Source organism: Ensifer sp. KUDG1 (genome assembly GCF_050434285.1).
Classification (GTDB): domain Bacteria; phylum Pseudomonadota; class Alphaproteobacteria; order Rhizobiales; family Rhizobiaceae; genus Ensifer.
This window is the reverse complement of the sequence record NZ_JBNDIG010000002.1, coordinates 755676-773665: the sequence shown is the minus strand read 5'-3', so window position 1 is coordinate 773665 and position 17990 is coordinate 755676. Positions and strand designations below refer to the sequence as shown.

Below are 17990 nucleotides of genomic sequence, written 5' to 3'. Positions count from 1 at the left end.
GCTTATTCAACATCACTTGCAGATCCGCACCTTCTTCCAGAAGAGCTTGCCGTCGGCGCCATAGGCCCGTTCGGTCTTGAGGACGCAGCTCGGCTTGCAGCCGTAGCTGTAGTTCGCTGCCTTCGCCGGTATGGCCAAGGCAAATGCCATCGTCGTCGCCAGAGCCATGGCGAAGCAAGAACCGCGCATTTTGTATATCCCCGTGTGACTTAACCGCGACGGAGCCGCCCGTCGCCTGAAGCGAGCCATCGCACGGATCGGGCTCATCCCGCTGTTTCGAATGAAACAGGCGAACAAAGCGCGCCGTCTGGCGTTTCACTTTCGTCGAGCGAGGTGAAAACGATGATCTTCAAGAAGCGCACATTTTACGGCGACGAACCGGAGCGGCAGGCGGCCGATCACCCTGCGGAACTGGAACGCCGCGTCGCCCATCTCCTGGCGGTCACGCCCGGCCTCGATGCCGCCGACGTCACGGTGACCGGCAAAGGCAACACGATCCTGCTCGCCGGCTTCGTGGCAACAGCAGCCGAAGTTGCGCGCGCCGAAGAGGCGGCCAGGCACGTGCAAGGCGTCGCGGAAGTGATCAACCGGATCGAGACGGTCGTCGCGCGATAGAGAACGCCTTCGGCGTCCCTAGATGGAACCGAGCGTCCAGCTGACGATTTCTGCGGAAACCGTGGCGAAAGCCTGGTCCATGGCGTTGATGAATGCCGTATTGCCCGTGCCCCTCACCGCAGCCGAGGCGCGAAACGCCTTCGCCGCCCGCACCGTGCCGTTGCGATCGTTGAGGATCTTGGCGAAGATTTCGACATTGGCCACGTCGGTGCCTTCGGTCGAGATCTCGAAGGCGCGGATTTCGGTGATGACCTGGTAATCGATTGCCAGGCCCTGGCCGGGCTTGCCGACGCCGCCGACCTTGCCCGTGTCCTCGAAGGCCTGGACGAGCTTCGACTGCACCAGCTTCGGCAGGCGATCGCTCCACTGCGCCTTGGCGAGATATTGCAGTTCCGCGCCGGAGAGGCGGATGACGACCTGATCGCTGTCGAGCGCCTTCAGAGCCGTGGGCTCCGGCACGAGGATCTGCTTGCCGGTGGCTGCACGACCTTCAACGGCCGGCCTTGCCGAAAGACTGTAGGTGTCGTTGACCGCTTTGGTACCGCAGCCAGCAAGTCCTGCTGCCAGCATGATCATCAGGGCGGAGCGCCACGCTCCCGCTACTCGCACGCCCACCAGCCCTGAAAAACTCATACTGCCGTTACCTTTGTCCCACACAACTTCGGCGCATTCCGGATCGAAACACACCACCCGGCCCCACGCCGGCTGTGCCCACCGACTCAGCGTCGGGTGCGGCCATCATATTGCTTTACCGTCTCACCGCCAAAGAGAAGACGCTGCGGATCCTTGTCGAACGTGGAGATCGTGTTCTCCAGGCTCTGCACCGTGCGGCGCGTATCGGTGACGAGCGCCTCGACGTCGCGCAGGCCCGAGCCCGAGAAGCGACGAAGGTTGTCGGCGATCGGCCCGATCTGCGCGTTCAGATTGTCTGCCATCTTGCGGAAGGACTCGAGCGTCGCGCGGGCATCGGCCGAAAGCGAAGGCGCGTCGGCGTCGCCGAGGAAGCCGTCGACCTTGACGAGGATGCTATCGACCCGGTTGGCCGAAGCGTTCAGCTTGCTCGCGAGCTGCGTCACGTCGGTGATCGTGCGGTCGATGTCCTGCTGGCGCGCCGTGATCTTCGCGGCGAACTGCGAGATGTTGGCGACGGTCTTGCGAGCGTCGGCGGTCGCCGCGGTGATGTCGTTGACGACGAGCTCCACCTTCTGCTTGTCGACCGAAGCGACCAGCGTATCGACCCGCTCCAGCGTCTTCTGAGCGTTCTTTCCGAACTGCTCGTAGGTTTCCACGGTCTGCCGGAAAGCCGCGATGGTCTCGGAAACGCCGCCCGAAGCCTGCTTCAGGTCGTTGCTGATCTGCTCAACATTCGAGACGATGCGGTCGATCTTCTTCGGGTCCACCGACTTCACGAGCGTCTCGGCCGTCTCGAGGGTCGAGTCGAGCTTTTTGGATGCCGCGCTGACCGAGCCGGAGAGTTCCGTCACGCTCTTGAGGAAATCGTCGATCGCGCCGGAATTGTTCGCAAGCGCGTCGGAGAACTTCTCGGCATTGCCGATCGTCTTGGTGAGCGGACCGCGCACGTCGGTCACGAAGCCCTGGATATCTGTGATGGCGCTGTTGGCGCGATCCATGATCTGGTCGGCCGTGGCGAGCAGGCTGGTAACGCTCGACTGGTCCGCAAGGATGCGGGCCTGGGTACCCTTTTCGATCGCGGTCTTCAGGATGTTCTCGTCGCCCTTGTGACCGCCGCTGAGCTCGATATAGGCAGCGCCCGTCAGGCCCTGCACTTCGAGCGTCGCCTTGGTCGACTTCAGCACCGGCGCATCGACCGAGACCTCGGTCAATGCGATCGAATAGCGCGGGTCGTTGGCATCGATCGCGAGGTTGCGAACCGTGCCGACGGGAATGCCGTTGAAGCGCACCGGCGAGCCGACCGAAAGGCCGTTGGCCGACCCCGGAATATTGACCACCAGCTCGATCATCTCGCCGCTTCGGCCATACTGCGACATCCAGTAGACGAAGCCGAATGCGGCCGCGACCACGAACACCGTGAAGAAACCGACAATGGCGTAGTTCGCTTTCGTTTCCATTCGTACCGACTACCTTCGTGGCCGCTTCACCGGCTCTTCCTTCGATCTCAACACCTGGGCGTCAAAACCGCACCTTGCGGAGCGCGATGCGTCCAACGAACGCATCGCGCAAGGCTCCAACATTTGTTTCCGGATCATACCCGCTTCAGGCCGTTCGCCTGACGCCGGATGCTCCGGTCATTGATCGTGGCGAACGATCGATCGTGCCCGCTTGCCACGGAAATAGGACTGCACCCACGGATCGTCGCAGGCGAGCATGTCTTCAACCGTGCCTTCGACCAGAACCTTCTTCTTGCCGAGAACCGCGATGCGGTCGCAGACCGAAAAGAGGCTGTCGAGGTCGTGACTCACCATATACACGGTCAATCCCAGCGTGTCGCGCAGCTTGGCGATCAACTCGTCGAACTCGGCCGCCCCGATCGGATCCAGCCCCGAAGTCGGCTCGTCGAGGAAAACCAGGTCCGGATCGAGCGCCAGTGCACGCGCAAGTGCTGCGCGCTTGATCATGCCGCCGGAAAGCTCGGACGGGTATTTTTCCGCCGCCTCCGGTGCAAGACCGACCAGCTCGATCTTCACCCGCGCCAGCTCGTCCATCAGGCTTTGCGGCAGGTCGAGATATTCGCGCATGGGCACCTGGATGTTCTCGCGCACCGTCAGCGCCGAAAACAGCGCCCCGTGCTGGAAGAGAACACCAAGGCGCATGTCGAGCGCGATGCGCTCGCCCTCGGTGATGTTGTCGTAGTCGGCGCCGAGGATCTCGATCTTGCCGGACCGCTTCGCAAGCAACCTCAAAACGGTGCGCATCAGCACCGATTTGCCCGTACCCGACGCTCCGACGAAGCCGAGGATTTCGCCGCGGTAGATCTCGAGGTTCAGCTTGTCGAGCACTATGTTGGACCCGAAACCGACCGTCAGGTCGCGAACGGAAAGCACCGACTCCCGCTCGTTCGCCTCGGTCGGCTGGTATTCCTCGTGCCTCTTTTCGACTGGGTTCACGCTGTTCTCCGCATCAGAAATCAATGGCCGCGTAGAACATGGCGAACAGCCCGTCGATCAGGATCACGACGAAGATCGACTTGACCACGGAAGACGTCACGTGGCGGCCGAGCGACTCCGCGCTGCCGCCCACCTTCAAGCCTTCGACGGCTGCCACGACGCCGATGATCAGCGCCATGAACGGCGCCTTGATCATGCCGGCGGCGACGGACGAAAAATCGACGGCTTCCTGCAGCCGCGCAAGGAAGGTCGGGATGGTGATGCCGGAATAGCCCCAGGCGACGAGCGCCGCGCCGACCAAAGCTGCGAAGTTTGCGATGATCGTCAGGAGCGGCAGCGCGACGGTCAGCGCCACGAGGCGCGGGAAGACCAGAACGCCGACCGGGCTCAGCCCCATGACCTTCAGCGCATCCACCTCTTCGCGCATCTTCATCGAGCCGATTTCGGCGGTGATCGCGCTGCCGGAGCGGCCGGCGATCATGATCGCCGTCAGGAGCACGCCGATTTCACGCAACTGCAGGATGCCGACGAGATCGACGACGAAGACTTCGGCGCCGAAATAGCGCAGCTGGAACGCGCCCTGCTGGGCGATGATGGCGCCGATCAGGAAAGACATCAGCGTGATGATCGGAACCGCCATCACGCCCATGCGGTCGATCTGGTGAACGATCGCCGCCGGCGAGACGCCGCTGTGCCGTCCAAGCTTCAGCTGTGCACCGCGCACCGCGGAGCCCAGAATATACATCGCCGCGACGATATCTTCCCACGTCGCCGCCATGACCTCGCCGATCGGGGCGAAGATGCGCTGGAACAGCGGCAGCCGTTCGCTGCCCTTGTCCGGAGAACGCAGCTCCGCCGGCAGGGCATCGATCAACTCGACATAGCGTTGCCCGCCCTCGGCGAAATGAACGTTGTCGCGCGACGGTCCGACGATGCGGGTCATGAAGCGGCGGATGATCCAGGCGCCTGCGGTATCCATCGCCGTCACACCGGACAGATCGAACTGGGCTGCCCCGTCGCCCTTGCGCGCAAGGCCATCGAGCTTTGCCGCCATCGCCTCGGCGGTCTCGTGCCGCCAGGCACCGGTGAAGACATAGCTTCGCCCGCTGCCAGTCTCGGACAGCGCGACATCGGCGGTCATCTTGCGGGCGGCTTGCGACACGTGTCTTCTGTTATCCCGATTTGCCCCTGCAAAACTCGTCCGATCTCGATAGATTTGAGGACAAGATTGTGCAGCAGACCTAAAGTGTTACCGCGAGCGTTGCGCGTCCGACCGGAGGCAACGACTGTGTAAAGATTCGTAAATCCTTCCACCGTCATAACGGCTCGCACCTTTGCTGTCACCCGAACGTTGCGGCGCTATGACGCCGGGCCAACAGATTACCTGCCGGAGACGCTTTCATGTCACTTTCCCTCGATGCCGCCGTGGAACATTTCCCGATTGCGGGCACGTTTACGATCTCGCGCGGCTCCAAGACGACGGCAAGCGTCGTCACTTGCCGCATAGGCGATGGCGTCCATACCGGCTCCGGCGAATGCGTTCCCTACGGCCGCTACGGCGAAACGCTCGACACGGTACTGGCAGAAATCGCAGCCATCCGTCCCCGCATCGAGGCCGGGCTCAGCCGTGCGGACCTGCAGCGCGAGATGAAGCCGGGTGCCGCCCGCAACGCCGTCGATTGCGCCCTGTGGGACCTGGAAGCAAAGCAGAAAAACCAACCGGCCCATGTTCTTGCCGGCGTTTCTTCACCGGAAGCATTGACCACGGCCTATACGCTTTCACTTGCCGAACCCGACGCGATGCGCCAACAGGCGGCTAAGTACGCCCACCGCGCGCTCCTCAAGGTCAAGGTCGGAACGGCGGATGATGCCGCCCGGATCCGTGCGGTGCGCGCCGGTGCACCCGAAAGCCGCATCATCCTCGACGCCAACGAAGGCTGGACGCCCGAGACCCTCGCCTATCACTTCGCGCTCTGCGCCGAGGAACGGATCGACCTGATCGAGCAGCCGCTGCCGGCCGGACGAGACGAGGCGCTGGCAACGGTCGCCCGCCCCGTTCCGATCTGCGCCGATGAAAGCGTGCATTCGACCGAGGACCTCGCAGCCCTCGTCGGCCGCTACGATGCGGTCAACATCAAGCTCGACAAGACCGGAGGGCTGACCGAGGCGCTGCGCATGCACGCGCAGGCAGATGCGCTCGGGCTCAAGGTCATGGTCGGTTGCATGGTCGGCAGTTCGCTGGCCATGGCTCCGGCCATCCTGGTGGCCCAGGGCGCGGATTTCGTCGATCTCGACGGACCGCTGCTGCTTGCCAAAGATCGTGAGCCTGGCCTGCGCTACGAGGCGTCGCTCGTCTTCCCGCCGGAGCCGCGCCTCTGGGGCTGAAGATACCAGGCGGTGACGGCAAAGCAGCAGCCGGCAAAGGCGACGACCGACATGGAATAGAAGCCGTTGACCCCGTACCAGTTGTAGAAATAGCCGGACAGGAACGTGAAGATCGCCGTGAAGATGCCGGTATAGAAGAAGTAGAGCCCCTGGGCCGACGCTTCCTGTGATTCCACCACCCGCTCGACCAGCTTGTGCTGCATGCCGGTGTGCATGATCGCATAGGTGAAGGCGTGGAAGCACTGCAGGATGAAATAGCCGCTGAAGCCAAGATCCATCGGGAAGATGATCCAGCGCACCACGGCGAGAAAACAGCCGGACAGGATCATCACCCAGACACTGAAACGGCGGCTGATCGCCTTGGCGAAGATGAACATCGTCACCTCGGCCGCCACGCCCGCGCTCCAGAGCAGCCCGATCTCGGTACCGCTGTAGCCGATGTGCTGCCAGTAGATCGCCGAGAAGGCAAAGAGCATCGCGTGGCTGGCGTTGACCAGCGTCACCCCGATCAAAAGCAGCTGCAGGTCGAGCTGCCGAAGCGACTTCGGCGGTGGCTCGGTCAAGGCCGTGATCGGCGACGGCCGCCGCGGCTTGCCGACCCGTGGCGCGGCATAGGCCATAACGATCGTCAGGCCAAAGCCGATCGCCATCGCCGGAAGCACCATGTCGCTGCCGAAAATGCCGACCATCCAGCCGCCGAGCATCGTCGCGCCGATGAAGGCGACCGAGCCCCAGAGCCGCATATGCGCATAGTCGAAGCCCCAGCGCCGCACGCCTGACAGAGCGATCGCCTCGACGATCGGCACATAGGGCGAATAGACGGCCGACTGCAGCGTATAGATGACCAGCACCGGCCAGAACTCACGGAAGTAGAACAGCACCAGCGCCGTTGCGAGCGACAGAAAACCGGACCAGATCAGCACGATCGCCCGCTCGCCGAGCCTATCGGCAATGACGCCGGCGATCGGAGCCGTGATGACGCGCACGAACATCGGCAGCGCCAGAACGACGCCGATCTCGAAGTCGCTCATCGACAGCGTGCTCAGCCACATCGGGAAATACGGCATCGCGAAGCCGTTGACGATCAGCGGCGCACAGAAGAGCAAAGCAATGCGAAGCGCAAAATGGCGCGGCGGAGGGCCCACATAGGCGGGCGCTTGGGAGGGAATCATCGTCTGACCTGATGGCTGTGCCCACTCTCTAGCACGAGGCGGGCGCGCCTCGCCATAACCTAGTTTTCGCGACATGACTTTCGGTGCGGCGCGAAGATCAGGCCGCGCGCTGGGTCAGCAGTTGCGCAAGCAGCTTGTCCGCTTCGCCGGATGCTTCGCCTTCGCTGGCGCCGCCGCGCATCTGGTGCCAGGTGATCAGCTCCATCGTGCCGTCGTGGTGCTCGGCAATCGCCGTGCAGCTTTCCACCCAGTCGCCGGTGTTGATGTAGCGGATGTCGCCGATCTCCTCGATCACGGCATGGTGGATGTGACCACAGATCACGCCCTGTGCATCGTGGCGGCGCGCCTCTTCGGCGACCACCTTCTGGAACTCGCCGATGAAGTTGACGGCGTGCTTGACCTGGAGCTTCGCCCAGGACGAGAACGACCAGTAGGGCATGCCGAGACGCCTGCGGACCGCCGCAAGGCCGATATTGATGGCGATCGCCGTGTCATAGGCCCAGTCGCCGAGATAGGCGAGTACGCGCGCGTTGCGCACGACGACATCGAATTCGTCGCCGTGCAGCACGAGGTACTTACGGCCGTCGGCCCCCTCGTGCATGTAGCGCTGCGCCACCTCGATACCGCCGAAATGCACGCCTGGAAAGTCGCGCAGGAACTCGTCGTGATTGCCGGGGATATAGACGATGCGGGTGCCCTTGCGCGCCTTGCGCAGGAGCTTCTGCACCACGTCGTTGCAATTCTGCGGCCAGTACCAGCTGCGCTTCAGCCGCCATCCGTCGACGATGTCGCCGACCAGAACGATCGTCTCCGCTTCATGATGCCGCAGGAAGTCGAGCAGATAGTCGGTCTTGGCCGCCTTGGAGCCGAGATGGACATCCGAGATGAACAACGTCCTGAGCTTTCGTACGGAGTTGTCTTGCTGCGCCGCCATCATGCCAGCCTCGTCTCTGGTTACGCTTCGTGCCTTCGTGAAACCAGACTCGTGTTTCAAGAAGATGACATCAACATTGCGTTGCCGGTCTGCCGCCGAAATCAGCACTGCAAAACTGTACCTCGCTTCGAATTCATGCCAAAAGGCACGACCACGAATGAGGAATGTGAGAGCATGAATACGGGCGACAAGACGAAATCCCATACCGGTCCGGCCAGCGGCGACATCGACCAGCAGGCCCTTTTCTTCCACCGTTATCCCCGCCCGGGAAAGCTCGAAATCCAGCCCACCAAGCCGCTCGGCAACCAGCGCGACCTGGCGCTGGCCTATTCGCCTGGCGTTGCCGCCCCTTGCATCGCCATCCGCGACAACCCGGAACAGGCAGCCGATTTTACCGCCCGCGCCAACCTGGTTGCGGTCATTTCCAACGGCACGGCCGTGCTCGGCCTTGGCAATATCGGCCCGCTGGCGTCGAAGCCGGTCATGGAAGGCAAGGCGGTTCTCTTCAAGAAATTCGCCGGCATCGACGTCTTCGACATCGAAATCGATGCGTCGAGCATCGTGCGCATGGTCGACGTGATTTCGGCGCTGGAGCCGACCTTCGGCGGCATTAACCTTGAAGACATCAAGGCACCGGAATGTTTCGAGGTCGAACGCCGCCTGCGCGAAAAGATGCAGATCCCGGTCTTCCACGACGACCAGCACGGAACGGCGATCATCGTCGCCGCTGCCATCCTCAACGGCCTCGAGCTCGCCGGCAAGGACATCGCCAAGGCAAAGATCGTTACCTCGGGCGCAGGTGCTGCCGCACTTGCCTGCCTCAACCTTCTCGTGACGCTCGGCGCCAAGCGCGAAAACATCTGGGTGCATGACCTCGAAGGCCTCGTCTACAAGGGCCGCGAGGTGCTGATGGACGAATGGAAGTCCGTCTACGAGCAGGACAGCAGCAATCGTGTGCTCGCCGACAGCATCGGCGGCGCCGACGTGTTCCTCGGCCTCTCGGCCGCCGGCGTCCTGAAGCCGGAACTTCTGGCGCAGATGGCCGAAAAGCCGCTGATCATGGCGCTCGCCAACCCGACACCGGAAATCATGCCGGAAGCCGCCCGCCAGGCCCGTCCGGACGCGATGATCTGCACCGGCCGCTCGGACTTCCCGAACCAGGTCAACAACGTTCTCTGCTTCCCGCATATCTTCCGCGGCGCGCTCGACTGCGGCGCAAGCACGATCAACGAAGAAATGAAAATGGCGGCCGTGCGCGCCATCGCCGGTCTTGCGCGCGAAGAGCCCTCCGACGTTGCCGCCCGCGCCTATTCCGGCGAGACCCCGGTCTTCGGCCCGGACTACCTGATCCCCTCGCCGTTCGACCAGCGCCTGATCCTGCGCATCGCGCCGGCGGTTGCCAAGGCCGCCGAGGAAAGCGGCGTCGCAACCCGTCCGATCCAGGATTATGACGCCTATCTCGACAAGCTGAACCGCTTCGTCTTCCGCTCGGGCTTCATCATGAAGCCGGTCTTTGCAGCCGCCAAGAACGCCCAGAAGAACCGCGTGATCTTTGCCGAAGGCGAAGACGAGCGCGTGCTGCGCGCCGCCCAGGTGCTGCTCGAAGAAGGCACCGCCCGCCCGATCCTGATCGGCCGCCCGCAGATCATCGAGACGCGCCTGCGCCGCTATGGCCTGCGCATCCGCCCGGATGTCGATTTCGAAGTGGTCAACCCCGAAGGCGACCCGCGTTACCGTGACTATGTCGAGGACTACTTCGCTCTCGTCGGCCGCCTCGGCGTCATCCCGGAAGCGGCCCGCACGATCGTGCGCACCAACACGACCGTTATCGGTGCGCTCGCCGTCAAGCGCGGCGAAGCGGATGCGCTGATCTGCGGCGTCGAAGGACGCTACAGCAAGCACCTGCGCGACGTCTCGCAGATCATCGGCAAGCGCGACGGCGTGCTCGATTTCTCGGCCTTGAGCCTGTTGATCTCGCAGCGCGGCGCGACCTTCTTCACCGACACCTATGTGAGCTACTGCCCGAGCGCCGAAGAGATCGCCCAGACGACGGTCATGGCGGCACAGGAAATCCGCCGCTTCGGCATCACCCCGCGCGCAGCCCTCGTCTCGCATTCGAACTTCGGTTCGCGCGATTCGGAGAGCGCCACCAAGATGCGCACGGCGCTGCAGCTCGTGCGGGAACTTGCGCCCGACCTCGAGGTCGACGGCGAAATGCACGGCGATGCCGCGATTTCGGAGGCGCTGCGCCAGCGCGTCATGCCGGACAGCAGCCTGACGAGCGAAGCCAACCTCCTGGTCTTCCCCAATCTCGATGCCGCAAACATCACGCTCGGTGTCGTCAAGACCATGACCGACAGCCTGCATGTCGGCCCGATCCTGCTCGGCTCGGCGCTCCCGGCCCATATCCTGTCGCCGTCCGTCACCTCGCGCGGCGTCGTCAACATGGCAGCTCTGGCGGTCGTCGAAGCCAGCCATCCGGGTTGAGATGGCAACGCGGAGATCGCCACCGGTCTTCGCTTTAATTGGGCGCCATGCCGGCGCCGGCAAAACCGTATCCGGATGTCGCGCCTGCCTCAGGCGCGGCATCGCCGGTTTTACGCATCGCCTGCGAATCAACCTCTCTCACGCGGCCGATCGGCAGCCGCAATCAAGGCGCGCACAATTGGTATTACACACCAATCGGGAAAGTTTGCGCTGGACAAAAGGTGAACCTCTAACCATGCTGGGGCCTCGGACGAGATTCGGTGTTGTGGCATGACTGAGCAGCAAGCTGTCCTCGACATGCTGGAAATCCTGGAATGCGGCGGCTGCGTAGAGCCCGCTCATTTCTTCACATTGATGCGCCGAACCTTCCGCATTGCCCATCTGCTCTATCTCGAAGCCGAGCCCTATGCGGACGAGCTCAAGGTCTGCCGGTTGCATCACACCTTTGGCGCCTATGCCGCCGAAATCTACCGTGCCCGCAGCCTTCACCGGATCGATCCGATCCTGAAGCTGGCGCTTGGTGGCGTGCGGCCGGTGGAATGGACTATGGCGCGGCATCGATTCCCGGAATGCGAACCACTGTTCCAGGCCGCCCAGGAGATCGGCATTTCCACCGAGGGCGTCGCCCTGCCATTGCCCTCGCCTGCCGGGCGCATGGCGTTGCTTGCGATCAACGTCAACATGCCGGCCGGCGAATGGACGACCTATCGCCGCCATCACCTGCGTGATTTCCAGCTGGCCGCCAATCTCTTCCACGCCGCCATGCTGGAGCACGGCGCCATGGCCGGCAGCATTTCGACCCGCGAGATGCGTTTGACCGGGCGCGAGACCGAGGTCTTGACCTGGGCTGCCGCCGGCAAGAGCTATTGGGAGATCGCCACGATTCTCGGTATTTCGGAGCGCACCGTGCGCTTCTTCATGACCAATGCGCGACGCAAGCTGAATGTCGTTTCCAACACCCAGGCCGTGGCACAGGCCGTACGACACGCGCTGATCCCCACCGTTTGACACCCGACAACGCACCTCCACCGAAACCCCTCGAAATCTAGTGGCAAATATCGCGCATTTGAACTGTCGCTAGCGACAGTTACGCAACCGCCGCGAGCCTGACAGCATCGCCCCATCCCCAAACTCGGATGGAGAAAACGATGATCAGGATCCTGAACGGAAAGACCCGCGCACAACACCCGGCGGCCGTCGACGACATGTTCCGGTTGCGCAAGCGCGTCTTCCACGACTTCCTGAAATGGGACGTGCAGACCGAAGGCGAATGGGAGATCGACAACTACGACCAGGCAAACCCGCTCTACGTCCTGTCCTATGCCCCCGATACCGGCCGACTGCGCGGCGCGCTGCGGCTCCTGCCGACGCTCGGCCCGAACATGCTGGACGACACCTTCCCGATCCTGCTCGGCGACAATCCGGAAATCCGTAGCGCTTCGGTCTGGGAATCCAGCCGCTTCTGCATCGAGCCGGAGATTTCGCAGGACCGCGCTTCGAACCAGGTGACGGTCGCGGCTGCCGAACTCATGTGCGGCGTCGGTGAGCTTGGCCTTGCTTCCGGCATCAGCCACATCGTCACCGTGACGGATGTGTTCCTCGAGCGCATGTTCCGCCGCATGGGATGCCCGGGCGAGCGCATCGCCGAACCGCACCGCATCGGCTCGGTCTTCGCGGTTGCCGTTGCCTGGGAAGTGACCCCGGATCTGCTTTCGCGGATGAAAGCGGTCGCTGCGATCGAAGGCACCGTTCTCGACCGCCCGATGTCGCTGGAAACCGCTCGCGCCGCCTAAGCGCGTCCGTCGATCGGCACTGTTAACGCAAACCGTCGCTTGTCGTTGCACGATCACCGACAAGCTCTATGATGGAGGCGAAACAGGAATGCCGCTGGCAGCCAACCGCAGAAGTTGGCGCCGACCTGGCAACAGGAAGAGACTTACGCCCCGTGTTCACGCGCCTGAAACACGTCGCTGCGGCCCTCGTGCCTTTGGTTCTGATCGGTGCCGGTCCGTCACTGGCATCGACGGCCTGCGACCGACTGAACGCCCGGCTCGCGCAACTGCCTGACTACGTCGCCAGCAATGCCGATGCGCGCGACTATGCAAGCGCAATCTCACGGCAGAACATCGAACTGCGGCGAGCGAAGAACGACCGCCGCCGCGCCGGTTGCGGTGGCGGCAACGCCATCGGCTACGACGGCGGCGACCCCGACACCTGCGGCGGGCTCAACGGTCTCATCGCCGAGATGGAAGACAATCTGCGCATGCTGAAGTCCGAGCGCGAGCAGATCGTCGCCGGCGGTAGCGACGACAGCCGGCGCCGCATCCTCGCTGCACTTGAGATCAACGGTTGCTATGGCGACCGCGAGGAGTTCGCAAGCTTCGAGCCGGACGTACCGGAAAGCCACCGCAACATCGTTGCCGACCTGCCGCCGGACGACGCCTATGGCCCGATGCTCGGACACGGCGAAGACGGCTACGCACCGCAGGAGCGCTACTATAGCGGCACGCTCAGGACCATGTGCGTGCGCACCTGTGACGGCGCCTTCTTCCCGATCTCTTCGGATGCGACGCCGGCCGATTTCCCACGCGACGAACAGGCCTGCCGGGCTCGCTGCCCAGGGGCTGAGACGGAGCTCTATTTCCACGACCTCAACACGGAAGAGAGCGACAAGATGGTCTCGGCCGTGACCGGCCGTCCCTATACCGAAATGCCCAACGCCTTTGCCTACCGCACCCGCGCCGTCGGCAAGCGCGGCCAGTGCGGCTGCCAGATACCGCAGACCGCTGCAACCACGCCGAAGACGACAGGTACGAAGATCGGCGACGACCAGTCGTCGATCATCGTCATCGAGACGAAGAAGCCGGAAGCAGCGGGCGAGGCCGCCAAGGTGCCGGCCGAAGAGCGGCCCTATGATCCGTCGAAGAACAAGGTGCGCGTCGTCGGGCCCACCTACCTGCCGCAGGAAGAAACTGCGATCGACCTCAAGCATCCGAAGGGACCGGCCTATCAGCCGGTCCAGAATTGATCGGGCGAGGCCTTACGCCTTCTCCTTGCTGCATCCCCATCCTTCCTCGAAAACCAGGTCCTCGAGCGGAAGGCGCTGGCGCCAGCCCTTCACGGCGAGTTCCGGCTGCTGATAGAGGCGGTCGACATAGCCGAGGCAGAGCCAGGCGACGATCTCGATATGGTCGGGGATGCCGAGGATCGCCTTGATCTCGGCCTCGTGGAAGATGCTGACCCAGCCGACACCCACCCCTTCGGCGCGCGCTGCAAGCCAGAGGTTCTGCACGGCGCAGACGGTGGAATAGACGTCCATCTGCGGATTGTGGGTACGCCCGAGCACGACAGTGCCGCCGCGCGTGCGGTCGCAGGTGACGCAGATGCTGAGCGGCGCCTTGCGAATGCCTTCGAGCTTCAACGCGCGATACTTTCCCTGCTGTTCCGCCTCGAACATCAGCGCGGCCTCGTCATTGGCGCGGCGAAACGCCTGCCAGACCCGATCGCGCGTTTCTTCCGCCCGCACCAGCACGAAGTTCCAGGGCTGCATGAAGCCCACGGACGGGGCGCTGTGTGCCGCGGCCAGCAGGCGCCTGATCAGATCATCCGGCAATGGCTCGGGCAGGAATTCATCGCGCACGTCGCGACGTGTCTCGATGGCACGGTAGACGGCCTCCCGCTCTTGCAGCGAAAAGGCACCGGCAGCCGCAAGGCCGCCCTTCGGTTCAGTCAGCATCGTTCGATCCCCAACAATGCGAAAACCTCCCGCCGTCCACGCGGGGTTCGGTCTATCTCGCCAGGCCGGTCTTCTGACTTCGGTTCAACCGATCGCCTCACCTTCCCAGATCGATTGAAGATCCAGTGGCAAAACCTTGAATCAATTCAAGGCCATCTTAGACGCGATCGTCCCCGTCACAGCGTTGGGCACGTTCCGGAATATCGACCGGATTCCCGATTCTCCCGCTTTCGCGGGCACCTGACGACGGCACTAAGTGCACAGGGATTTGAGAAAGACAAGCGGCGCTAACCGGGCGAAACCGGACGCGCCGCTTTCCACCTGCTTCTTTCTGCCTCGCCTCAGAGCGGAGCGACCGGATGCGGCGAACCGTCATAGGCGCCCCAGATCGACTGGTCGAAGCAGATCACCGATCCGGTCATCAGCCCGGATTCGGCCGACGACAGGTAGGCGCAGGCACGCGCCACCTCGGACGGATCGACGAGCCGGCCGAAAGGCTGGCTAGCCGCCGCCTTTTCGAGCCAATCGGCAGCCGCGCCATGAAACTCGCGCTGTATGCGGTCTTCGCCTTCGGATGCCATCCAGCCGATATTCAACCCGTTGACGCGGATGCGGTTGCGAAGCAGCGCATAGGCCGTGTTCTTGGTCAGCGTTTCGAGCGCGCCTTTCGACGAACAATAGGCGGCGATGAACGGCTGGCCGGCCATCGCCGACATCGAGCCGATGTTGACGATCGTGCCTTCGGTCTTCTCGCGCCGCATGACTTTCACCGCTTCCTGCATCAGGAAGAACGGTGCGCGCACGTTGATCGCGAACATGCGGTCGAAGAGTTCGGGCGTGGTGTCGAGGATCGTGCCGCGGTCGGTGATGGCCGCAGCGTTGACCAGCGCATCGACCCGGCCGAATTCGGCGTCGCAAGCGGCGACAACCTTGCGGGCGTCCTCCACCTTCTCCAGATCGGCCTCGACATAGACGACTTTCGCGCCATGTGCCTTGCCGATCTGTTCGGCCTTCGCCCGTCCCTTGGCGGCGTTGCGCCCGCAAATGACAATACCCTTGGCGCCACGCTCGGCGAAAAGGCCAGCAATCGTCGCGCCCAGCCCCTGCGTACCACCGGTGACGATGGCGATCTTGCCCTGCAATTGTCCACTCATCGAATTCCTCCCTCGGAAATGATCGTTTGAAACGGCTGCGGCTCCCGGGTGAAACACGCCGGGAGCCTGTCAAATGGTAGCTCGCGCGTCAGCTCAGCTTGCGTTTCGCCTGCGCCTCAAGCACCGCAAGAAACTCCTCCTCGCCCGTTCCCGCAGTGAGCGCCTCGCGCATCAATTGCGCCTGCGTCTTCGGCGCCAGCCCGCCGATTGGCGGGTCTCGGTCAAGATTGGTCGGGAACGAGTAGCCTTCGGCACAGGAGGCGATGGCATTGGCCGCTTCCGCCCGCGACAGCTTGCCGTTCGCCAGCAAGGCCCGCAAGGCCGGATAGAGCGCCGCGCTCATCGTCAGTCGATCGACGGTTTCCATGGCGCGCCCGAAGGCCGAGGACACCTGCAGCAGGTTGGCGACGCGGCGGATATCTTGGGAGCGGTTGGTGCCGGCAGCATGAAAGAGCGCCGGATTGAAGAAGACGACGTCACCCTTTTCAAGCGGGAGCTGCACGTGATGTGCGTCGAAATAGGCGCGGAATTCCGGCCGGTTGAGCGCCAGATAGCCCGGCACATAGGTCTGGCTATAGGGCAGGAATAGCGTCGGTCCGCTTTCGAGCGGCATGTCGCAATGGGCAACCGCGCCCTGCAGCGTCAGCACCGGCGAAAGCTTGTGGACATGCGCCGGATACTGCTCGATCACGGCCGCCGTCTGGAAGCCGAGGTGATAGTCTCGGTGCGCCGATTGCGCCGCCCCGCCCGGGTTGACCCGGTTGACCTGCGCCGTCATCTGGTAGTTCGGCCCGAGCCAGGCCTCGCTGACGAGCGCGATGACGGCATTGCCGTAATAGGCGGCGAAATTCTCCGGTGCGTTCAGGCAGTGCTTTTCCAGCGAGTTCCAGATGCGGTCGTTGGCGCCGGGCTTGGCGAAGTGATCGCCGCCACCGCTGTTGCTGCGATGTTGCTCTTCGATGATGGCGTCGAAGACCCCGCTTGCGATGTCGATTGCCGCCGTATCGGCATAGGCGCGCTTGAAGACCGCCACGCCGGGGCCCGTTGCCAGCGCCTCGCAGATTTCCGCCAGAACCGAACGCCGCGCCTCGCCGTCGCCGCACGCCGCAATCAACGCGGCGCTGTCATAGATCAGGACGTTCTTTTCGCAGCCGGAGGCATGGGGATAGTCGGACAGATTGGTCTGGCGTTCGACTTCCGCCCGGAACGCCTCGAGATCGCAGGCCTCCTCGGTGAGCCAGACACGGTCGATCCGCTGGCGCGCTTTGTTGTCGGTCTTCATCGCGTTTCCTCCTCTGGAACATCCTGATGAACACGACTATAGGCGGCGGCAAACATGATATAGAGCAAGAATCCATCAAAAATCCATCAGGAGCGCGCAACGATGGCCCATCCGTTTCTGGTCAAGGACATCGCCTTTCAGGCCGGCCTCAGCACCGCGACCGTCGATCGTGTGCTCAACGAGCGGCCGGGCGTGCGCCGCCAGACGGAGGCCCGGGTTCGCGCAGCCATCGAGGAACTGGAAAAGCAGCAGGCCGGCCTCGACATCCAGGGGCGCAAGTTCGCGATCGATATCGTCATGGAGTCGCCGCAGCGCTTTACCGATGCGGTGCGGCGCGCCTTCGAGAGCGAGGCGCTGACCTTCGCGCCCACCGTCTTTCGCTGCCGGTTTCACTTTGCCGAGACGATGCGCCCGCAGGACATCGTGCAACTGCTCGACCGGATCCGGCTGCGCGGAACCGACGGATTGGTGCTGAAGGCGCCAGACGTGCCCGAGATCGTCGCCGCCGTCGCCCGCTTCGAGATGGGCGGCACGCCCGTGGTGACGCTGGTAACCGACCTGCCCCATTCGCAGCGGACGGCCTATGCCGGCGCCGACAACCGGGCGGCGGGCGAAACGGCCGCCTACCTCCTCGGCGAGCGCTTTTGCGGCGCGCCGGCAACCGTGCTGGTGACCCTTTCAAGCGGCCGTTTTCGAGGTGAGGAAGAACGAGAGATCGGCTTTCGCCGGGTGCTGCGCGAGCGCTATCCGACGATCCGGATCGTCGAGATCAGCGAAGGCCACGGCCGCGACAGTGAAACCGGGCTCCTGGCCCATGCAGCGCTTTCGGCCAATCCGGATATCAACGCGGCCTATTCGATCGGCGGCGGCAACCGCTCCGTGCTTGCAGCCTTCGAGGGCCTCGAACGTTTCTGCATGCTCTACATTGCCCATGATCTCGATGAGGACAATCTGGCGCTGCTGCGCGAACGGCGCATTCACTTCGTGCTGCATCACGACCTGAGGACCGATGCACGCACCGCCTTTCGCACGATGATGCTGCGGCCGGGCGCCCAGGCGCCGGCGATCGGCCCGCAGCTCTCCGCCGTGGTAGTGATCACGCCCTATAATGTTCCGGAGTAGCGCGGCCGCCAGCCGGC

Annotated in this window: 17 protein-coding genes and 1 riboswitch; of the genes, 7 read left to right on the top strand and 10 right to left on the bottom strand. The window is 63.5% G+C overall.

Annotation, left to right across the window (positions count from 1 at the left end):
- Positions 1-12 precede the first annotated feature (12 nt).
- Positions 13-189, bottom strand: coding sequence for a hypothetical protein (locus M2267_RS09330; RefSeq protein ID WP_156134261.1), 177 nt, complete (start codon positions 187-189; stop codon positions 13-15).
- A gap of 153 nt (positions 190-342) precedes the next feature.
- Between M2267_RS09330 and M2267_RS09325 the strand changes: the two genes are divergently transcribed.
- Complete coding sequence (locus M2267_RS09325) at positions 343-615, top strand: BON domain-containing protein (protein WP_043623841.1); 273 nt, start codon at positions 343-345, stop codon at positions 613-615.
- Positions 616-633: 18 nt separating this feature from the next.
- Here the strand turns inward: M2267_RS09325 and M2267_RS09320 are convergent, their stop codons facing one another.
- The 4 genes from M2267_RS09320 to M2267_RS09305 form a co-directional block, all read right to left on the bottom strand.
- Positions 634-1248, bottom strand: coding sequence for an ABC-type transport auxiliary lipoprotein family protein (locus M2267_RS09320; protein ID WP_429114173.1), 615 nt, complete (start codon positions 1246-1248; stop codon positions 634-636).
- Positions 1249-1334: 86 nt separating this feature from the next.
- Entirely contained in the window at positions 1335-2705 is a 1371-nt protein-coding gene (locus tag M2267_RS09315; RefSeq protein WP_043623847.1) for an MlaD family protein, read from the bottom strand.
- A 177-nt stretch (positions 2706-2882) separates the two neighbouring features.
- On the bottom strand, positions 2883-3701 hold the full coding sequence (locus M2267_RS09310; protein ID WP_429114171.1) for an ABC transporter ATP-binding protein: 819 nt from the start codon (positions 3699-3701) through the stop codon (positions 2883-2885).
- Positions 3702-3714: 13 nt separating this feature from the next.
- Complete coding sequence (locus tag M2267_RS09305) at positions 3715-4842, bottom strand: ABC transporter permease (RefSeq protein WP_052202042.1); 1128 nt, start codon at positions 4840-4842, stop codon at positions 3715-3717.
- A gap of 260 nt (positions 4843-5102) precedes the next feature.
- Between M2267_RS09305 and dgcA the strand changes: the two genes are divergently transcribed.
- Entirely contained in the window at positions 5103-6086 is a 984-nt protein-coding gene (gene dgcA / locus M2267_RS09300) for an N-acetyl-D-Glu racemase DgcA (protein WP_429114170.1), read from the top strand.
- On the opposite strand, the gene M2267_RS09295 is transcribed toward dgcA, so the two are convergent.
- Together M2267_RS09295 and M2267_RS09290 are read right to left on the bottom strand one after the other, a co-directional pair.
- Positions 6038-7258: an MFS transporter gene (locus tag M2267_RS09295; RefSeq protein WP_429114168.1), complete on the bottom strand. Its 1221-nt coding sequence runs from the start codon at positions 7256-7258 to the stop codon at positions 6038-6040. The two genes, dgcA and M2267_RS09295, sit on opposite strands and share 49 nt — an antisense overlap.
- 97 nt (positions 7259-7355) lie before the next feature.
- A complete protein-coding gene (locus M2267_RS09290; protein ID WP_043623860.1) occupies positions 7356-8195 on the bottom strand; it encodes a UDP-2,3-diacylglucosamine diphosphatase in 840 nt (279 codons plus the stop codon).
- A 171-nt stretch (positions 8196-8366) separates the two neighbouring features.
- Here M2267_RS09290 and M2267_RS09285 point away from each other — a divergent pair, with 171 nt between their 5' ends.
- The 4 genes from M2267_RS09285 (at position 8367) to M2267_RS09270 (ending at position 13707) form a co-directional block, all read left to right on the top strand.
- Positions 8367-10679, top strand: a complete 2313-nt coding sequence (locus tag M2267_RS09285) for an NADP-dependent malic enzyme (protein WP_429114166.1) — start codon at positions 8367-8369, stop codon at positions 10677-10679.
- A 270-nt stretch (positions 10680-10949) separates the two neighbouring features.
- Positions 10950-11687 (top strand): LuxR C-terminal-related transcriptional regulator, encoded by a 738-nt coding sequence (locus M2267_RS09280; RefSeq protein WP_429114165.1) that lies wholly within the window; start codon positions 10950-10952, stop codon positions 11685-11687.
- A 140-nt stretch (positions 11688-11827) separates the two neighbouring features.
- Positions 11828-12472 (top strand): acyl-homoserine-lactone synthase, encoded by a 645-nt coding sequence (locus M2267_RS09275; RefSeq protein WP_043623869.1) that lies wholly within the window; start codon positions 11828-11830, stop codon positions 12470-12472.
- A gap of 152 nt (positions 12473-12624) precedes the next feature.
- Positions 12625-13707: a DUF2865 domain-containing protein gene (locus M2267_RS09270; protein WP_429114162.1), complete on the top strand. Its 1083-nt coding sequence runs from the start codon at positions 12625-12627 to the stop codon at positions 13705-13707.
- Between the two features lie 12 nt (positions 13708-13719).
- Here the strand turns inward: M2267_RS09270 and bluB are convergent, their stop codons facing one another.
- From bluB to M2267_RS09255, 3 genes are all read right to left on the bottom strand, one after another.
- The gene (gene bluB, locus M2267_RS09265; protein ID WP_429114159.1) at positions 13720-14415 is read right to left on the bottom strand and encodes a 5,6-dimethylbenzimidazole synthase; all 696 of its coding nucleotides are present in this window, start codon (positions 14413-14415) and stop codon (positions 13720-13722) included.
- Positions 14416-14461: 46 nt separating this feature from the next.
- A riboswitch (cobalamin riboswitch) is annotated at positions 14462-14674 on the bottom strand.
- Between the two features lie 82 nt (positions 14675-14756).
- Positions 14757-15569 (bottom strand): SDR family oxidoreductase, encoded by an 813-nt coding sequence (locus tag M2267_RS09260; RefSeq protein WP_429114156.1) that lies wholly within the window; start codon positions 15567-15569, stop codon positions 14757-14759.
- 88 nt (positions 15570-15657) lie between these two features.
- Complete coding sequence (locus tag M2267_RS09255) at positions 15658-16851, bottom strand: phytanoyl-CoA dioxygenase family protein (protein WP_429114154.1); 1194 nt, start codon at positions 16849-16851, stop codon at positions 15658-15660.
- Between the two features lie 102 nt (positions 16852-16953).
- Here M2267_RS09255 and M2267_RS09250 point away from each other — a divergent pair, with 102 nt between their 5' ends.
- A complete protein-coding gene (locus M2267_RS09250) occupies positions 16954-17973 on the top strand; it encodes a LacI family DNA-binding transcriptional regulator (protein ID WP_429114151.1) in 1020 nt (339 codons plus the stop codon).
- Positions 17974-17990 lie beyond the last annotated feature (17 nt).

What these genes read in the sequence shown, in the direction of transcription:
- M2267_RS09330 (WP_156134261.1), bottom strand. Translation starts at nt 189, where the DNA reads ATGCGCGGTTCTTGCTTCGCCATGGCTCTGGCGACGACGATGGCATTT.
- M2267_RS09325 (WP_043623841.1), top strand. Translation starts at nt 343, where the DNA reads ATGATCTTCAAGAAGCGCACATTTTACGGCGACGAACCGGAGCGGCAG.
- M2267_RS09320 (WP_429114173.1), bottom strand. Translation starts at nt 1,248, where the DNA reads ATGAGTTTTTCAGGGCTGGTGGGCGTGCGAGTAGCGGGAGCGTGGCGC.
- M2267_RS09315 (WP_043623847.1), bottom strand. Translation starts at nt 2,705, where the DNA reads ATGGAAACGAAAGCGAACTACGCCATTGTCGGTTTCTTCACGGTGTTC.
- M2267_RS09305 (WP_052202042.1), bottom strand. Translation starts at nt 4,842, where the DNA reads ATGACCGCCGATGTCGCGCTGTCCGAGACTGGCAGCGGGCGAAGCTAT.
- dgcA (WP_429114170.1), top strand. Translation starts at nt 5,103, where the DNA reads ATGTCACTTTCCCTCGATGCCGCCGTGGAACATTTCCCGATTGCGGGC.
- M2267_RS09295 (WP_429114168.1), bottom strand. Translation starts at nt 7,258, where the DNA reads ATGATTCCCTCCCAAGCGCCCGCCTATGTGGGCCCTCCGCCGCGCCAT.
- M2267_RS09290 (WP_043623860.1), bottom strand. Translation starts at nt 8,195, where the DNA reads ATGATGGCGGCGCAGCAAGACAACTCCGTACGAAAGCTCAGGACGTTG.
- M2267_RS09285 (WP_429114166.1), top strand. Translation starts at nt 8,367, where the DNA reads ATGAATACGGGCGACAAGACGAAATCCCATACCGGTCCGGCCAGCGGC.
- M2267_RS09280 (WP_429114165.1), top strand. Translation starts at nt 10,950, where the DNA reads ATGACTGAGCAGCAAGCTGTCCTCGACATGCTGGAAATCCTGGAATGC.
- M2267_RS09275 (WP_043623869.1), top strand. Translation starts at nt 11,828, where the DNA reads ATGATCAGGATCCTGAACGGAAAGACCCGCGCACAACACCCGGCGGCC.
- bluB (WP_429114159.1), bottom strand. Translation starts at nt 14,415, where the DNA reads ATGCTGACTGAACCGAAGGGCGGCCTTGCGGCTGCCGGTGCCTTTTCG.
- M2267_RS09260 (WP_429114156.1), bottom strand. Translation starts at nt 15,569, where the DNA reads ATGAGTGGACAATTGCAGGGCAAGATCGCCATCGTCACCGGTGGTACG.
- M2267_RS09255 (WP_429114154.1), bottom strand. Translation starts at nt 16,851, where the DNA reads ATGAAGACCGACAACAAAGCGCGCCAGCGGATCGACCGTGTCTGGCTC.
- M2267_RS09250 (WP_429114151.1), top strand. Translation starts at nt 16,954, where the DNA reads ATGGCCCATCCGTTTCTGGTCAAGGACATCGCCTTTCAGGCCGGCCTC.